Source organism: Paenibacillus sp. AN1007 (assembly GCF_040702995.1).
Taxonomy (GTDB): Bacteria; Bacillota; Bacilli; order Paenibacillales; family Paenibacillaceae; genus Paenibacillus.
In genome coordinates, this window is sequence record NZ_CP159992.1 from 2,994,515 (window position 1) to 3,008,929 (window position 14,415).

Consider the following 14,415-nt stretch of genomic DNA (forward strand, 5'->3'; position numbering starts at 1 on the left):
TCTAATATGCTGCAGCTGCATACGGCAGGCGAATGAAAGTGATGTTATAGTTGCCTTATCGCTGCGTATGAGTTAAAATTTTGCCTTAAACGAAATATAACCATTATATAGAACGGAGCTCTCCGAGAGAGCATCAGGTGAATGTCATGATTGAAGTAAAACAGTCCAAACTGGGTGATGGCGGCGAGTTTAATCGCGGAGTATTTGCATCAGTGGATATTGCCAAAGGTCAACTGATCCATCAGGCGCCCGTTGTGCCTTATCCGAATGAGGACCACGAACACATTGAAAAAACGATTCTGGAAGATTACGTCTTCGAATACGGAGCTAATCATACCGCCATCCTGCTGGGATACGGCAGTCTGATTAATCATTCTTATGAACCCAACGCCACATACGATATTAACTTTGAGAATCACACCTTTGATTTCTACGCATACAAAGACATCAAAGCTGGCGAGGAAATCCTCATTAACTATAATGGCGAGGAAGACAACATGGACCCGCTGTGGTTCCTCGATGATTATGAAGAGCGGATGCGCGAGATGCAGGAGAATGAAGAGAACCGGACCGAAGAGACAACCGATAAAGAAGATACCAAGACTAAATGACAGGCTGCAGTGAAAATGGTATTCGAAGGTTCATTCATTTAGATGCTGAACAGAAGCCAAACTAATAACATCTTCATAGTTAGTTACCCCGATCACGCTGCAGGTTGGAATTACACATAATACTTTCACGCGTTAGATAGTGAATATCCATGGAAACGCACGTAAATATCTATGGTCTCGCAAGCAAATATCTATGAAAATGAACTTGTGAGCTTAAAAGATTGTTTCTGATGTTGATACTTACGAGCAGCTTATACGAAGAAGAAAAAAACAGAAGAAGCAGATTCCTCTTAGGAAGTCTGCTTCTTCTGTTATACATACCGTTAAGTTTTCAAACATGGTGTATACCTATCTGCTGATATTCTTCAAAATCAAGAATGCTCGTCCAGTCTTTAATCGTTAATGGGTGGATCGGTATGCAGGTCCACATCCGGAGCGGTATAGGCCCATTTTGTAAAAGCAACCTCAAACCCTGACCGCTTGGGAGCACACAGGAACGGGCCTGCGTGTTTGTCGGAAGGATAAGCGAATCTGGCTACCCGGATGGTCCGCCATGGATGCTCGTCAGTACGCGCACGAATGACAACGGACTCTTCATGGTATGACGCACGAATTGTAACCATTCGTCCTCCCCACTCCGGCACAGGTGAAAGCGACCAATCCGAGTACTGATCGGTTACAACAGCACCGACATGTACAACGCCATCATTGACTTCAACCCCGGCTTTGATCCACTGATTCTCTCCATGCCACAGCATTAACCCTGCTTGATCGTACAATTCCGTAAATGAACTCAGATCAAACGACACTTCAACCGCTTCCCTACCGTCCCAAGGAGCAAGCATGGCATGTCCATTTCGATGGCAGAAGCCATAGAACGTTTCCTCCCAGAAATCGCTGCCCTCCTGCGCTTGTACAATGAATCGTTCCCCGTCAAGCTTGGTATGAACAGGCTCAGTTGTCCATTTTCCTTCGTGAAGCTGCACGAAATTCGATGACATGGTGTTCTTCAACCCTTTCTTCTATAGCATAATTACCTATTCGACATCTGCTGTATATTTACCTCGTGTCTTTTAACTGCGGCTCCTTACCGGAATCATCCCTTGTTCAAGCATCCTGATAAGCATCAATCGAGAATCGTGAAGCCTATGTATATGTACATTCATAAGTATAAGACATGATTTAATTTTCGACAAAGTGGTATAATGGCATAAGAAGCACAGTACATTTTTTTCATTCGCCAAGAGTTTATTTAATAGAGGAGTGTAGCCCTATGCATATTCAAATTACTGATCTGGCAGCACAACGTTTGACGAAAAGTCTGAACGATCAGCCCGGTTATTTCAAAGTATTTTATGATATGGAAGGCTGCGGCTGTAACGGTGTTGTCGTGTTACTCATTGCAGACGAACCTGCCGCGCTCGATGAACAGATTGAAACCAACCTTGTTCCATTCTATGTAGATCCCAAACACCAGCTCAATCTGGAACCCAACATGAAGCTCGACGCACAAGAAAACTACCCTGCTTTCGTGCTGAGCAGTGATTCCGGTGTAATCAGCAGCAACCTCCGCCTCCGTGATGCACGCAAGGCAGCCGTCGGGACCCCGAGTGCATCCAACGCTTGTAACTTGTAAGCCCTTTGTAAGTCCACTCTTGTCATGAAACAGGCACCGCGTGCCGGGAGCTGCACGCGGTGAGAAATTACACTGCGACTTTACTCTTTGTGCTTCACTCCCACTTTCTTTTTGGCTTCTACTCCGGCCCAGTTGAACAGCGCCGCTATATGAGAAAAAGAGATTCTCGCTAACTTTGTTTACAAGTCGGAAACATTTGGAGAACCTATGGATATATTCCTCAAGTATACTTGGTTTATAGATTCATATATTCCAAGGAGGAACTTCCATAATGCCATCCTTTACTCGCAAATCGATTATATCAACACTTCTTCTCAGTTCGGTGCTTGCAGGCACAGCCTTTACTGGGCTGCCTATTAGCCAAGTGCTCAACCCACCCGCTTCTGCGGCAAGCTCAAGTTTCTCCCGTTTCCTGCAGGATAATGCACCAAGCCGTACCATAACGACCCCGAGCAAAGGCTTAGCGACGGTGACAAATCTCTTCAGCACGGTTGTGCTCGTCAATAAAAAGCGGAACCTGCCATCCACATATGAACCGAAAGATCTGGTTGTTCCTAACATCCCGTTCAGCTTCTCCGGCTCCAGCCCGAAAAAGCAAATTCGCAAAGTGGCAGCATCCGCCATTGAGAAATTGTTTGCTGCAGCCAAAAAAGACGGTATCGATATCAAAGCCGTCTCCGGCTATCGTTCGTACGCAACCCAAAAATCGATCTTTGACCGGAATGCGAGCATCAAAGGCGAAGCAGCTGCTAACAAAACGAGTGCCCGCCCGGGACAGAGCGAACATCAGACCGGACTTGCTATGGATATTTCCAGCGCTTCGGCTGGTTATGATCTGCAGCAAAGCTTTGGAAACACCAAGGAAGGCAAATGGCTGAAAGCCAATGCCCACAAATACGGTTTTATTATCCGTTACGGCAAAGACCAGGAGAAACTAACCGGCTATTCTTATGAACCGTGGCATGTTCGTTACGTGGGTGTATATATTGCTGGTGAGATCACCAACCAGAAGCTCACCTTAGAACAATATCTGGAGCGTGCTAAATAAACATTTAACGGTATTGATGCTTTGTTCAAATCTATGTTTTTTCTGTAAGCCATTTGGGCTGCACTTGAAGCTGATGCACTTTGTATCGGTAAAAGGAACCACGAGAAGGGGCATGTTTTGCTCCTTCTCATATCAAGTGCTTCAATGACTCCGCGAGTCTACTCGATATAAAGTCTGTTTGCACTCTTACGCTGCAAATGTATTCCAGACATGTCTTTCCTGGATCGCAGTTGAAAGCTTATACACCGTTACTCTACTCAAACTCCCACAATACGCCGAAACAAAAGCGGCAGCCGTTTCACACCTTCAGTACCTGCCCAAGAGCTTGCTCCTGCCAATAAATCATTGTGACACAGATAAAGGGCTATTTCGTATACAAGATACCCCAGTATGATTTCCACCACTACAAACCGTTTGAGCGAAGAGGATTCAAAGACATATACTCGAAATTCATGATGGTGGCGTGCTGATTTTAATCTGCGGATGAATGATATCATAGCTCACCTCTGCTGTTTTCTACTAGCGTATGGCGAGCATATCTTGTCTTATTCAAAAATAATACTTACATAAAGTAACCAAGTATGCTATATTCACTTTATAAGCAGGCAAACTATACATAAGTGAGGTACACATCCATGAGCGAATTAGACCATTTGATTAAGAACCGCAGATCGGCTGTTATTTTTGAAGAAGGAATTGAAATTTCGGAATCAGAACTGGAAGAGATGTTTGCCTTAAACAAATTTGCCCCGTCCGCATTTAATCTGCAGCATACCCATTATCTTGTTTTAACCGATGACACGCAAAAAGAGAAGATATATGAAGCTTCGCAGCAGTATAAAGTGAAAACAGCATCCGCAGTCATCGTAGTGCTGGGTGATGTTCACGCACACCATCATATTCGGACCATTAACGAGGGACTGCTTAACCTGGGAGCACTGACGCCTTTTCAATATGAGCAGGAATCACAGAGTGTTGCTGAATTTTACGAAACTCGCGGCCGCTTTTTCCAACGCGAGGATGCGATTCGTAACGCCAGCCTGTCAGCGATGCAGTTCATGCTGATTGCACAGGACCGCGGCTGGGATACGTGCCCGATGATCGGATTTGATGCGGAAGAGCTGGAGCAGAGCCTCAACATTCCAGACCACTACGTACCTGCCATGCTGATTACAATCGGCAAAAAGTCTGAATCCAAACAGCGCCCTCGCGGATATCGCAAGCCTATTCACGAATATGTCAGCTTTAATAAAATGAACGCCGAATAATTTATTATCGCATCATCTTCAATAAGACAGCTCTTAAAAAGCCACGAATCCGTGGCTTTTTGTCATTAACAGCAGCAGGTTGCCCACGGAATGGTCCCGAATGCTCTTCATGAATAAACCGTCTGCATAATTCGGTTTATTTATCATGAATTCTCTCTGCGCATTCTCAGCTGCTTAATCACGTCTTCTCAATCATGCATCACTGCATGCACTTCAATACATTTCATAGATCAATTCATCCGAAATGTGAAGATTGTTATCAAATGCAGCGTAGATATAGAGCTGTCCGGCTGGCGTGTCCCCTGCATCAAACCCGAGCTTTAGGCTGCCATCGGCTTCAAATGCCGCATCAGCCAAGAGCAATTCACTTACATCCTCCTCAGGATTAGCCTCGGCAATAACATGAAGTGCACGTTCACATAAATGGTCCCACTGTGTCCAGGCAGCTTCAAGGTAAGGAGATACAGCCTGCATGCCTGACTTCGTTGAGATCTGAACGTTGATCCGCAGCTCTCTCTTCTCATGCTGCAGGTTCATGTTCATGTAATAAAGTGTCGTTTCACTGTCATATTCAAACGTTCCCATACCCGGAACTTCATGAGCGGGTTCAACGATTAGATTATCTCCATACTGGATGTGCTTCAGCTTGGCATTCCGGCTTACATCCAGCGACTTCAGTTTATTTTCGGAACAATACAGCTCCACCAGCTCCGTAAGGGGATGAAGATGCAGTTCACGGATATGATTATGGAAACAGCGCACACTCTCCAGCCTAATATTGGACTGAAGGTCCAAGCTTTTGAGATGGTTGTGATGACAGCGAAGTTCGATCAGAGCCGGGCAGCCTGTCACATCCAGCTGGATAAGGTCATTGTTGGCACAGTCCAGATGAAACAGCTGGTTATGATCAGCCGTATCCAGCGAGAAAAGCGTATTGTAACTGCAGGCAAGTTTCTCTAAATAGGTTAGATGACCGACTTTCAGTTCGGATAACAGATTCCACTGGCATTCAATCGATACAAGCCTGTGATTATGGGATACGTCAAGTTTGCGCAGGCGATTGAAGCTGCAATCAAGTGTCTCCAGCTCCGTATTCGCATGAAGCTGCAGCTCAAGAAGCTGATTTTCTCTGCATAATAACGTTCTCAACTTCAGATTATGTTCAATCTGCAGGTTGGTCAGCGCGTTATATGCACAATCCAGCAGCCGAAGCTCCCTGAAATATTCAATCCCTTGAAGGCTCTTTATGCCGATTTTTGGGAGCTGCAGTGTCTCTACTCCACCTACATCCTGTTCCAGAATATATCCTCGTTGATCACAAAAATGCTCTACTATGTATTGTCTGAAAAGTTCGTCCGTAAAAGCATTCGTTATATCTATACTCATGTCCGAATCTCCTCTCTTAATGCTTACTTGTGAGTTTCCAGCATATGCAATCTATCCATATTATTCTATGAGTTCCAGCGAAGCTTTTCAATGAGACCGCGCTATCATTTCGGTGCTGCGACTGCATAATGCAGCGGGGTTACCACCTTTTCAAGAAAAAGATTATGCAATTTTTTTTATAACATGTTAGCATGCTTGAGGTAGGCATTATACTTGAAAAGGATGATGATCATGGATAAGAAAAATGTATATCTGGAGCAGATTCAACCCGCTAGAATGGCTTATGTTCGCCAAACTGGACCTTATGGACCCTCCAACATTCAGACCATGGAAAAGCTGAAACAATGGGCGGACCAGAACAAGCTGCTGAATGAAGATGCTGTTTTGTTCGGTATTCCTCAGGATCATCCAGCAGCAGTCCTGCCCCAGCTCTGCAGATACGATGCGTGTATCGTGATTGAGGATCATTTTCATCTAGATAAGGATAACAGCAAGGATACTGGCTTTGAGATTAACGTCGGCAGGTTTCCGGGAGGAAGCTATCTCATTTTCACAGTTCCGCATACGGCCGAGGGCATACAAAATGCCTGGAACGATATGATTCCGCGATTACAGGCAGAAGGCTATCGCATGGATGATAAACCGGTTATTGAAAGATATCGTCCGCGGCTCCTGAATCAGCATTTATGCGAGCTTTGTGTTCCTGTAACAACCAAATAAAGCGATTTTTCAAACTCTGAAAATGGCCTTTATCCCCAAAAACAGAATGATCTCATCCAATGCCCCTGCTTCTGGATTGAGAAAAAAAGTGACTTCGAGATCGAAGTCACTTTTCGTCGGTTCAAATCATAGGTTCATATCATACCTTTTTAACAGGTACCATTCAACTTTATAATTTATCGTTCGTGTCTTTCTTACCAACTTCAATTTCTTCATAAACTCAATTAAAATGCCCAGTTTCCTTTACGGAATACAGGTTCAATCGTACCGTCCTGCAACTCTCCGTCGATGTCCAATTCAGCGGAACCGATCATAAAATCAACATGTGTAAGACTGACATTGCATTCATGTTTCAACAGCTCTTCATTCGACATCGTTGTGCCATTTTTCATATTGAACGGATATGCACTTCCAACCGCCAGATGGCAGGATGCATTTTCATCAATGCCGGTATTGTAGAAAATACGGTTCAGATTCGAGATTGGGGAATTATGGGGTACAAGCGCCACTTCTCCCAGATAACGAGCACCTTCATCTGTCGCAAAAAGATTTTTCAAGTGCTCCTCGCCAGAAGCCGCTGTATACGCAACAACCTGACCCTCTTTAAATGTGATACGCATCTGGTCTACCAACTGTCCATTCAGGTTCAGCGGCATCGTACTGCTCACATACCCGTTCACACCGCTGCGCTTAGGCATCGTGAACACTTCTTCTGTCGGCATATTGGCTACGGTGTAGACCCCTTGTTTGTTTTCGCTGCCACCGCCGCCCCAGATATGATCATTAACCAGTTCAATCTTCAGATCGGTACCAGGTGCACGATAGTGCAGGCTCTTGTAATTTTTCTCATTCAGCACTTCACTCATCTTATTCAGCGTCTCAAGATGATCTCTCCAGTTCTGTACGGCATCGCCGCCATCCACACGATTCATCTTGAAGATCGTATCCCACATAACGTTAATACGATCCTTCTCAGGAATATCGGCAAATACTTTATTTGCCCATGCTTTCGTTGGGGCCTTGATCAGACACCAGCTAATTTCATGGTTACGGGTGTACTTGGAATATCCTTTACGCGCTTCCGCCGCTGCTTTCGTTGCACGCGATACCTTAGCCGCTTCAATCCCGTTATACAGATCCGGGTCTGGTACTTTAATGGTCAGTGTCGCTCCCCCGGCTTCAGCGAACCGTTCCATCATGTCCCCTTTCCATGCCGGATAATAGTCAAAACTATCGTCCGATCCATGCTCAAACCGGCTGCGTGTAATGTGATCGTCCTCGAAATCCACTTGTACATAATGGGCCCCGGCTGCATAAGCTTTTTCAACGATCAGACGGGTAAACTCCAGCGTTTCGATTGGGGCTGTCACCAGCAGGTCTTGTCCCTTTTGAATGTTTACTCCGACTTTAACTACCAGTTCAGCATATTGTTCCAACGATTTTGCAAAAGACTGCTCAAATGAACTCATGTGAATATCAACTCCTGCTTCGATTAGATTTAGTTTGGCTGTACTCCAGAGATCCACACGATGTGAACTACCTGCTGCGTTTTTCCTGCTCACGCAGTTCGATCCGGCGAATTTTGCCCGAATTCGTTTTTGGCAGATCCGTCACAAATTCAATTTTGCGCGGGTATTTATAAGGGGCTGTCCATTCCTTTACATGTCTCTGCAGCTCATGCGCCAGTTCGGTGGAAGCCTGCGATGCATCTCGCAGCACCACAAACGCTTTGACCACATTACCCCGAATTTCATCCGGGCTTGCAACGACAGCACATTCCTTCACACTGGCATGTTTCATGAGTGCTTCCTCTACCTCAAACGGACCAATTGTATATCCCGAGCTGATGATGATATCGTCACTCCGCCCTTCAAACCAGAAGTAACCTTCCTCATCTTTGCTCGCCCGGTCACCTGTGACAAAATATTCTCCACGCTGATTCGCTTCCTTACGTCCTTCATCTTCATAATACGCACGGAACAAGGCCGGCATATCCTGATGCACAGCAATGTCACCCACTTCGCCGGCAGGCAGCGGTTGTCCATTTTCACCGATGATCTCGATGAGTCCCGGAGTAATGGACTGTCCCATGGAACCAATGCGTACAGGTGCATCCTTCAAACTGCCGATCAGCAGTGTGCTTTCCGTCTGACCGTATCCATCCCGGATGGTCAGATCGAAATGGCGCTGGAAGATCTCGATGACTTCCTGATTCAGCGGTTCGCCGGCAGATACTGCGCTGCGCAGACGGGATAAATCATAGCGGCCAAGATCATCCGTTTTGGCCATCAGGCGGTATTCGGTTGGCGTGCAGCAGAGCACGTTAATGTGATGCTCCTGCATCAACTCCAGATAACGTCTAGGCTGGAATGAGCCGTTGTATACGAGGCCTGTTGCGCCTCTTCCGAGTACGGACAGGAACGGACTCCAGATCCATTTTTGCCACCCAGGCGCTGCGGTTGCCCAAACCGTATCCGAAGGCTGAATATCCAGCCATAACGACGATGCAATGCGCAGATGAGCATAGCCCCAGCCGTGGCTGTGTACGACTCCTTTGGGATTTCCCGTTGTTCCGGAGGTATAAGCCAAAATCGCCATATCATCGCGATGCGTCTGTACGGCGGCCATTTCTTCCGGCTGATTCTGCATCAATTGATGTACGTTAACCCAGCCTTCACCCGGCACGGTATGGTCACCGTCAGGTGATGCCACGATACGATAAGCAAGCGCTGGTAAGTCGGCATTCATTTTTTCCACTTCGGATGTTGTCTCGGACCATACGATTACAGCCTTTGCTGAGGAATGCCGCAGACGATACTCCAAATCTTTTGCACGCAGCATCTCCGAAGATGGGATCACCGAGATGCCAAGTTTCAGACAAGCAATGTATATGACATAGGCAATAATTCGGCGTGGTACCATGACCAGCACCCGATCACCTTTCACCAGTCCAAGCTCACGCAGGCCTCCGGCCAGACGGTTGGCCTGCTTCAATAAATCACCATACGTAATCTCTTCCACTTCCTGTTGATCGCTGAGCCATCTAAGTGCAATCCGATCTGACGGGTGATTCTCCATCTCGGATGTCAAGTTATAGGTTTCAGGCGCAATCCACTGTTCAAAATTCACATGGAGCCTCTCCTTTATCATTCAAATATATACAAATTGAACCAAAGATGGTTTACACGGACACTTCGCTTTTTTTAGAAAGCTTTCAGGCGAACGCTTTGCTTTTTCAGCTTTTTTCTGTCCTCGTCGTTTCTTTGTCTAAAAATAGTTCAACTTATACAGCGTCATTATATTATACATCAAATCCTAGGACCAGGTACTATGAACAGCGCACTTTTTTGTAAAGAATATAAGAGAACGCTTTATTCACACACCGCTTCTCCGTTTTGGTCATTCACGTCTTTTTAGAAGTATCCTCCAAAATCGAACACCAAAACCCTCCGCTCATTCAGAAATTGGTTCTCTCACAGGCATGTGTACCGCAGGCGTTAATTCATCGCTCTCTATCACAATCGCCGTCAAGCCAGCTGCCGTTTTGGTTTCATGCCATTCTTCTTTTGCCCAGAAAACAGCCTCTCCCGCTTTCACACGAACCTCATTTCCGTTCCCGCTTCTGACTTGACCCTCCCCTGACATAATGATCATGAGCTGCGGTGAAACTGCCTGATGATACCCGACAACACCATTAGCCGGTAAATGCATGCAGCCTATATGTGCATCTTTGCTGGTTTGAATGAGGCGGGACATCACAAAGTTGGAGTCAAATTTCGTAATCTGCATGCCAACCTCTTGATCAAATCGATAAAATTCCATAAGACATTCCCCTTTCTTTTCCTGCTGCTCCCATAACGAATTATTCCAGTATAAACGTTAGACTGACGCTTATGCCAGTTTCCTCCCCCCGCACCATACAAAAAGCACCTCTTCTCCATAGAGAAAAGGTACTCGTTATACTTGTTATGACATTCACCAAGGATAATTTCCAATTCCATCCAAGATGGAATCGATCTCACTCAGCTCTGCCGCTGTGAGTTCAGGAGCTTTAAGCGCAGCAGCATTCTCTTCGATCTGGGATACCCTGCTGGCTCCGATTAATGCAGACGTAACCCGGTTACCGCGTAATACCCAGTTGAGTGCAAGCTGGGAAAGGGTCTGGTTTCTCCGCTCCGCTATCGCTTGCAGCGCTTCAAATTTAGCAATGCGTTCATCGGTATAAGACTCTTTTTTCAGCGTTCCGGTTGGATTGCTGCGTTCCGCTTTAATTTTGTCCACATATTTATTGGTTAATTGACCGCGACCGAGTGGGCAAAAGGCGATGGAGCCTACACCCTGCTCATCCAGTACATCCTGCAGCCCATCCTCAATCCAGCGGTTTAACATCGAGTAGTTTGGCTGATGAACCAGACAAGGTGTTCCGAGTCGACGCAAAATAGTCACTGCTTCCTGGGTCTGTTGTGCATTATAGTTGGACAAGCCCACATAGAGCGCTTTTCCTTGACGTACGATGTGATCAAGCGCCATCATCGTCTCTTCCAGCGGTGTATCGGGGTCTGGGCGGTGATGATAGAAAATGTCCACATAGTCCAGTCCCATTCGGCGCAGGCTTTGATCAAGACTGGCGATCAGGTTTTTGCGGGAACCCCACTCCCCGTATGGACCGTTCCACATATGATATCCCGCCTTGGAGGAGATCAGCAGCTCATCCCGGTAGGGACGCAGATGTTTGTGATAGATCACACCAAAGTTCTCTTCTGCCGATCCCGGGGGTGGTCCGTAATTATTGGCAAGATCAAAATGGGTGATTCCAAGATCGAACGCACGTAAAATCATCTCTTCCTGTACATCCTGCGTCCGGTTGCCGCCAAAATTCTGCCATAACCCGAGTGCAATCTGCGGCAGTTTAATGCCGGATTTACCGGAACGTACATAGTTCATGTCATCATATCGTTGTTCATTCGCAATATAAGGCATTCTTATTCACTCTTTTCTGTAAGGTTGGTCAAGCCATAACTCCCTTTCATCTTAGTCATTATCCTGTAAGAACGGTATGGTTTATCACTATAATGATATGGAACAATGATTGTTATGATCTCATTCACATTTGAAATAAAGTACCATTTCAAACCTTAGATATGTTAAAATGCAAGAATTGACCAACTCACACAGAGGTGAACGCCGTGATTACGTATATGTTCAAAAACAATCATTCTCAGGAGCTGCAGCTCCTTCATTATGGCACAGAGGCCTGTACACCTGGACACCATTTTGGCCCGGCGATGAGAGACTACTATAAAATTCATTATGTGCTGCAGGGCAAGGGTACTTTTGAAGTTTCGGGCAGGACGTATCATCTGCACAAAGGTCAAGGCTTCCTCATCGTTCCTCACTCCGTTGTACATTACAAAGCAGATCTGCATGATCCCTGGGAATACAGCTGGGTTGCATTTCAGGGTACCCACAGTGCTTCCTTTTTACAGCAGGCCGGTATGTCTGAGCTGCATCCTGTCTTTGATCTCGGTGATGAAGACGATGAGATGCGCTCATGTCTGCACCGGATTGTTCATTCCCGAACTGCACACAAAGGCTGGGAGATCAGTATGACGGGGTGGCTGTATCAATTTTTCGCGATTCTGATTGATCATGCTCATGCCGAGAACCTGCAGCCTGCCGTAGATTATGGTAAAGAAACGTATGTTACGCAGGTCATTGATTTTATCGAAATGAATTATGCTAACGCCGTTACCGTTCAGTCCATTGCTTCCCATGTCGGGCTGCAGACGCAGCTATCTGTGCTCACTCTTCAAAGAGCAGATCGGAAGCAGCATCCAATCTTATCTCGTCCATTACCGTATGCGCAGGGCAGCCGAACTGACGATGGATCTTAACCTGAGCATCGGCGATATCGCGCGTTCCGTCGGTTATTCAGACCAGCTTCTTTTCTCCAAAATGTTCAAAAAAGTAATGGGTGAGGCTCCAACCTATTATCGTAAAAACAAAACAGCACCTTCTCCGTAAACGCTATACAGGAAGATGCTGTCTATCATGATATGAAATTGGATAGAATCTCGGTAAAAATTACACGTTTTCAGGCATGGCAATGCCTACAACCTGCACTTTAACTTCTTTTACGATTACGCCTGCCATCTGCTCCACCGCCTGCTGTACATTATGCTGCAGTTCCTGGCAGACCTCGTGCATTTTGCGTCCGTACTGCACATTAATGCGCAGCTGAATCGACGCTTCATCATTTTGAATATGAACGTCGATTCCTTTTTGCAGACTTTTGCCGCTAATGCTCTTGGCAAGCCCTTCCGTCAATCCGACCGACATGGACGACACACCTGGAGTCGTTTGTGCTGCCATACCTACAAGTTTAGACACGACGTCATTGGAAATATGGATTGTCCCTAACTGAACCGCTGGAGGTGCAATATATTCTGCTTCCGGTACTTTTTTCTCAATCATTTCAGACATAAGTTCCTCTCCTTATGATCTTTTTTTGGGGATGTTCTAAGTATGGATGTTATCCCTTCTATTCTACCACGGTTTACGCACAGTTACATTTCTGCACTCTAAGTGCGTTAGCGAAGGGTGTTAGGCGTTCTGCCACTTCTCTTTGAAGAACATCTGATAGATTCGAACCAGCAATATTTTTACAATCATATACACTGGAATAATAACGAGAATACCGATAATTCCGCCCAGATCCCCGGCACCGAGGACAAGTATAATGGTCGTCAGCGGGTGGATATCCAGCTTTTTTCCGAATACGTACGGCGCAACGAGATTATCTTGAATCTGCTGGGATACGAGAATGATAACCAGTGACCAGATGGCAACCGATGGTGATACGACCAGCCCCATAATCACGATAGGAATGGAAGACACAATGGCTCCGATGAAAGGTACAAAGTTCATGATCACCGCCACCACGGTCAACAGCAGCGCATACGGAAGGCCAATGAGCAGAAAACCAATATACATCAGCACTCCAAGAGCAAGATTGACTAATACTCTACCTACAATAAATCCACTTAAAGCCTGATCGATCTCAAGCACCACTTCACGGCTGTCCTTCTGGAAACGTTTAGGGGCAATGTTCACCAGTTTACGTCCAAACAGCTTGTCCTGTTTCAGCATATAAAAGAGAATGATCGGAAATGTAAACAGGATGATTGCAAAACCGGAAATGAGCGAGATCAGTCCGCTCACATAATTGGTTACAAACGTAAAACCTTTATTGATGTACTCTGTAACCTGTGATAATGGTGTCGTATCGTTCGGGAACAGCGCCTGAATCGCTCCGTTCTGCTCCAGTTCTCTTAGCTGCAGACTGAGTGAGTTCAGCAGATTGGGGGCATTCTCTACCAGATTAACCAGCTGCTCACGCAGCGATGGCCACAACCCTACAATAAACAGGACGCCCAGTGCAAGAGCCACGACGTAAATCAGCAAAATGCTCAGTGTGCGATTCAAATATTTTAACTGCTCCATCGTTTTCACGAGCGGCCGCAGCAGGTAATAAAAGAATACGGACAGCATCATCGGCACGGTAATCACCGTAACCATTGTGACAAGCGGCTGAAAGATAAAGCTCACACGTGATAATAAATAGATATTAACCAAAATTAGGGCCAGTGCAATACTAAACCGGACAAACGAGCTGCCTTTAAACAATAATTTCCCCTCCACATCGCCATTCTTTATTCTGCTTCTATCTTGTGTCTATTTATTATT

16 protein-coding genes are annotated in these 14,415 nt (G+C 45.9%); 7 read left to right on the forward strand and 9 right to left on the reverse strand.

The window, feature by feature from the left end; translation table 11 throughout:
- The first annotated feature begins 146 nt into the window (after positions 1-146).
- On the forward strand, positions 147-611 hold the full coding sequence (locus tag ABXS70_RS13115) for an SET domain-containing protein (RefSeq protein WP_366296230.1): 465 nt from the start codon (positions 147-149) through the stop codon (positions 609-611).
- Between the two features lie 392 nt (positions 612-1,003).
- Here the strand turns inward: ABXS70_RS13115 and ABXS70_RS13120 are convergent, their stop codons facing one another.
- Positions 1,004-1,612, reverse strand: coding sequence for a DUF1349 domain-containing protein (locus ABXS70_RS13120; protein WP_342555821.1), 609 nt, complete (start codon positions 1,610-1,612; stop codon positions 1,004-1,006).
- A 272-nt stretch (positions 1,613-1,884) separates the two neighbouring features.
- On the opposite strand from ABXS70_RS13120, the gene ABXS70_RS13125 reads away from it, so the two are divergent.
- Positions 1,885-2,247 (forward strand): iron-sulfur cluster biosynthesis family protein, encoded by a 363-nt coding sequence (locus tag ABXS70_RS13125; RefSeq protein WP_342555820.1) that lies wholly within the window; start codon positions 1,885-1,887, stop codon positions 2,245-2,247.
- Between the two features lie 271 nt (positions 2,248-2,518).
- A complete protein-coding gene (locus ABXS70_RS13130; RefSeq protein ID WP_366296232.1) occupies positions 2,519-3,295 on the forward strand; it encodes a M15 family metallopeptidase in 777 nt (258 codons plus the stop codon).
- Positions 3,296-3,552: 257 nt separating this feature from the next.
- Here ABXS70_RS13130 and ABXS70_RS13135 read toward each other — a convergent pair whose 3' ends face one another.
- Positions 3,553-3,792: a hypothetical protein gene (locus ABXS70_RS13135; RefSeq protein WP_342555818.1), complete on the reverse strand. Its 240-nt coding sequence runs from the start codon at positions 3,790-3,792 to the stop codon at positions 3,553-3,555.
- A 138-nt stretch (positions 3,793-3,930) separates the two neighbouring features.
- On the opposite strand from ABXS70_RS13135, the gene ABXS70_RS13140 reads away from it, so the two are divergent.
- Positions 3,931-4,563 carry a nitroreductase family protein gene (locus ABXS70_RS13140; protein ID WP_366296234.1) on the forward strand — a complete coding sequence of 211 codons (633 nt, stop codon included), beginning with the start codon at positions 3,931-3,933 and terminating at the stop codon, positions 4,561-4,563.
- Positions 4,564-4,776: 213 nt separating this feature from the next.
- Here ABXS70_RS13140 and ABXS70_RS13145 read toward each other — a convergent pair whose 3' ends face one another.
- Positions 4,777-5,949, reverse strand: coding sequence for a leucine-rich repeat domain-containing protein (locus ABXS70_RS13145; protein WP_342555816.1), 1,173 nt, complete (start codon positions 5,947-5,949; stop codon positions 4,777-4,779).
- 231 nt (positions 5,950-6,180) lie between these two features.
- Between ABXS70_RS13145 and ABXS70_RS13150 the strand changes: the two genes are divergently transcribed.
- Entirely contained in the window at positions 6,181-6,669 is a 489-nt protein-coding gene (locus tag ABXS70_RS13150; RefSeq protein ID WP_366296237.1) for a GyrI-like domain-containing protein, read from the forward strand.
- A 224-nt stretch (positions 6,670-6,893) separates the two neighbouring features.
- Here the strand turns inward: ABXS70_RS13150 and ABXS70_RS13155 are convergent, their stop codons facing one another.
- From ABXS70_RS13155 to ABXS70_RS13170, 4 genes are all read right to left on the reverse strand, one after another.
- Positions 6,894-8,138, reverse strand: coding sequence for an aminopeptidase (locus tag ABXS70_RS13155; RefSeq protein ID WP_342555814.1), 1,245 nt, complete (start codon positions 8,136-8,138; stop codon positions 6,894-6,896).
- A gap of 67 nt (positions 8,139-8,205) precedes the next feature.
- Positions 8,206-9,747, reverse strand: a complete 1,542-nt coding sequence (locus tag ABXS70_RS13160) for an AMP-binding protein (RefSeq protein WP_366296642.1) — start codon at positions 9,745-9,747, stop codon at positions 8,206-8,208.
- 375 nt (positions 9,748-10,122) lie between these two features.
- On the reverse strand, positions 10,123-10,491 hold the full coding sequence (locus ABXS70_RS13165) for a cupin domain-containing protein (protein ID WP_366296239.1): 369 nt from the start codon (positions 10,489-10,491) through the stop codon (positions 10,123-10,125).
- A 153-nt stretch (positions 10,492-10,644) separates the two neighbouring features.
- On the reverse strand, positions 10,645-11,649 hold the full coding sequence (locus ABXS70_RS13170) for an aldo/keto reductase (protein WP_342555812.1): 1,005 nt from the start codon (positions 11,647-11,649) through the stop codon (positions 10,645-10,647).
- A gap of 206 nt (positions 11,650-11,855) precedes the next feature.
- On the opposite strand from ABXS70_RS13170, the gene ABXS70_RS13175 reads away from it, so the two are divergent.
- Complete coding sequence (locus tag ABXS70_RS13175; protein WP_366296241.1) at positions 11,856-12,563, forward strand: AraC family ligand binding domain-containing protein; 708 nt, start codon at positions 11,856-11,858, stop codon at positions 12,561-12,563.
- On the forward strand, positions 12,502-12,693 hold the full coding sequence (locus ABXS70_RS13180) for a helix-turn-helix domain-containing protein (RefSeq protein WP_366296644.1): 192 nt from the start codon (positions 12,502-12,504) through the stop codon (positions 12,691-12,693). The genes ABXS70_RS13175 and ABXS70_RS13180 overlap by 62 nt, the downstream gene beginning before the upstream one ends.
- A gap of 60 nt (positions 12,694-12,753) precedes the next feature.
- On the opposite strand, the gene ABXS70_RS13185 is transcribed toward ABXS70_RS13180, so the two are convergent.
- Both ABXS70_RS13185 and ABXS70_RS13190 read right to left on the reverse strand, forming a co-directional pair.
- Positions 12,754-13,152, reverse strand: a complete 399-nt coding sequence (locus tag ABXS70_RS13185) for an Asp23/Gls24 family envelope stress response protein (RefSeq protein WP_366296243.1) — start codon at positions 13,150-13,152, stop codon at positions 12,754-12,756.
- A gap of 120 nt (positions 13,153-13,272) precedes the next feature.
- Positions 13,273-14,355, reverse strand: coding sequence for an AI-2E family transporter (locus ABXS70_RS13190; protein ID WP_366296245.1), 1,083 nt, complete (start codon positions 14,353-14,355; stop codon positions 13,273-13,275).
- Between the last annotated feature and the right edge of the window lie 60 nt (positions 14,356-14,415).

Excerpts from the sequence above, each read along its gene's own strand:
- ABXS70_RS13115 (WP_366296230.1), top strand. The coding sequence starts at position 147 with ATGATTGAAGTAAAACAGTCCAAACTGGGTGATGGCGGCGAGTTTAAT.
- ABXS70_RS13120 (WP_342555821.1), bottom strand. The coding sequence starts at position 1,612 with ATGTCATCGAATTTCGTGCAGCTTCACGAAGGAAAATGGACAACTGAG.
- ABXS70_RS13125 (WP_342555820.1), top strand. The coding sequence starts at position 1,885 with ATGCATATTCAAATTACTGATCTGGCAGCACAACGTTTGACGAAAAGT.
- ABXS70_RS13130 (WP_366296232.1), top strand. The coding sequence starts at position 2,519 with ATGCCATCCTTTACTCGCAAATCGATTATATCAACACTTCTTCTCAGT.
- ABXS70_RS13135 (WP_342555818.1), bottom strand. The coding sequence starts at position 3,792 with ATGATATCATTCATCCGCAGATTAAAATCAGCACGCCACCATCATGAA.
- ABXS70_RS13140 (WP_366296234.1), top strand. The coding sequence starts at position 3,931 with ATGAGCGAATTAGACCATTTGATTAAGAACCGCAGATCGGCTGTTATT.
- ABXS70_RS13145 (WP_342555816.1), bottom strand. The coding sequence starts at position 5,949 with ATGAGTATAGATATAACGAATGCTTTTACGGACGAACTTTTCAGACAA.
- ABXS70_RS13150 (WP_366296237.1), top strand. The coding sequence starts at position 6,181 with ATGGATAAGAAAAATGTATATCTGGAGCAGATTCAACCCGCTAGAATG.
- ABXS70_RS13155 (WP_342555814.1), bottom strand. The coding sequence starts at position 8,138 with ATGAGTTCATTTGAGCAGTCTTTTGCAAAATCGTTGGAACAATATGCT.
- ABXS70_RS13160 (WP_366296642.1), bottom strand. The coding sequence starts at position 9,747 with ATGGAGAATCACCCGTCAGATCGGATTGCACTTAGATGGCTCAGCGAT.
- ABXS70_RS13165 (WP_366296239.1), bottom strand. The coding sequence starts at position 10,491 with ATGGAATTTTATCGATTTGATCAAGAGGTTGGCATGCAGATTACGAAA.
- ABXS70_RS13170 (WP_342555812.1), bottom strand. The coding sequence starts at position 11,649 with ATGCCTTATATTGCGAATGAACAACGATATGATGACATGAACTATGTA.
- ABXS70_RS13185 (WP_366296243.1), bottom strand. The coding sequence starts at position 13,152 with ATGTCTGAAATGATTGAGAAAAAAGTACCGGAAGCAGAATATATTGCA.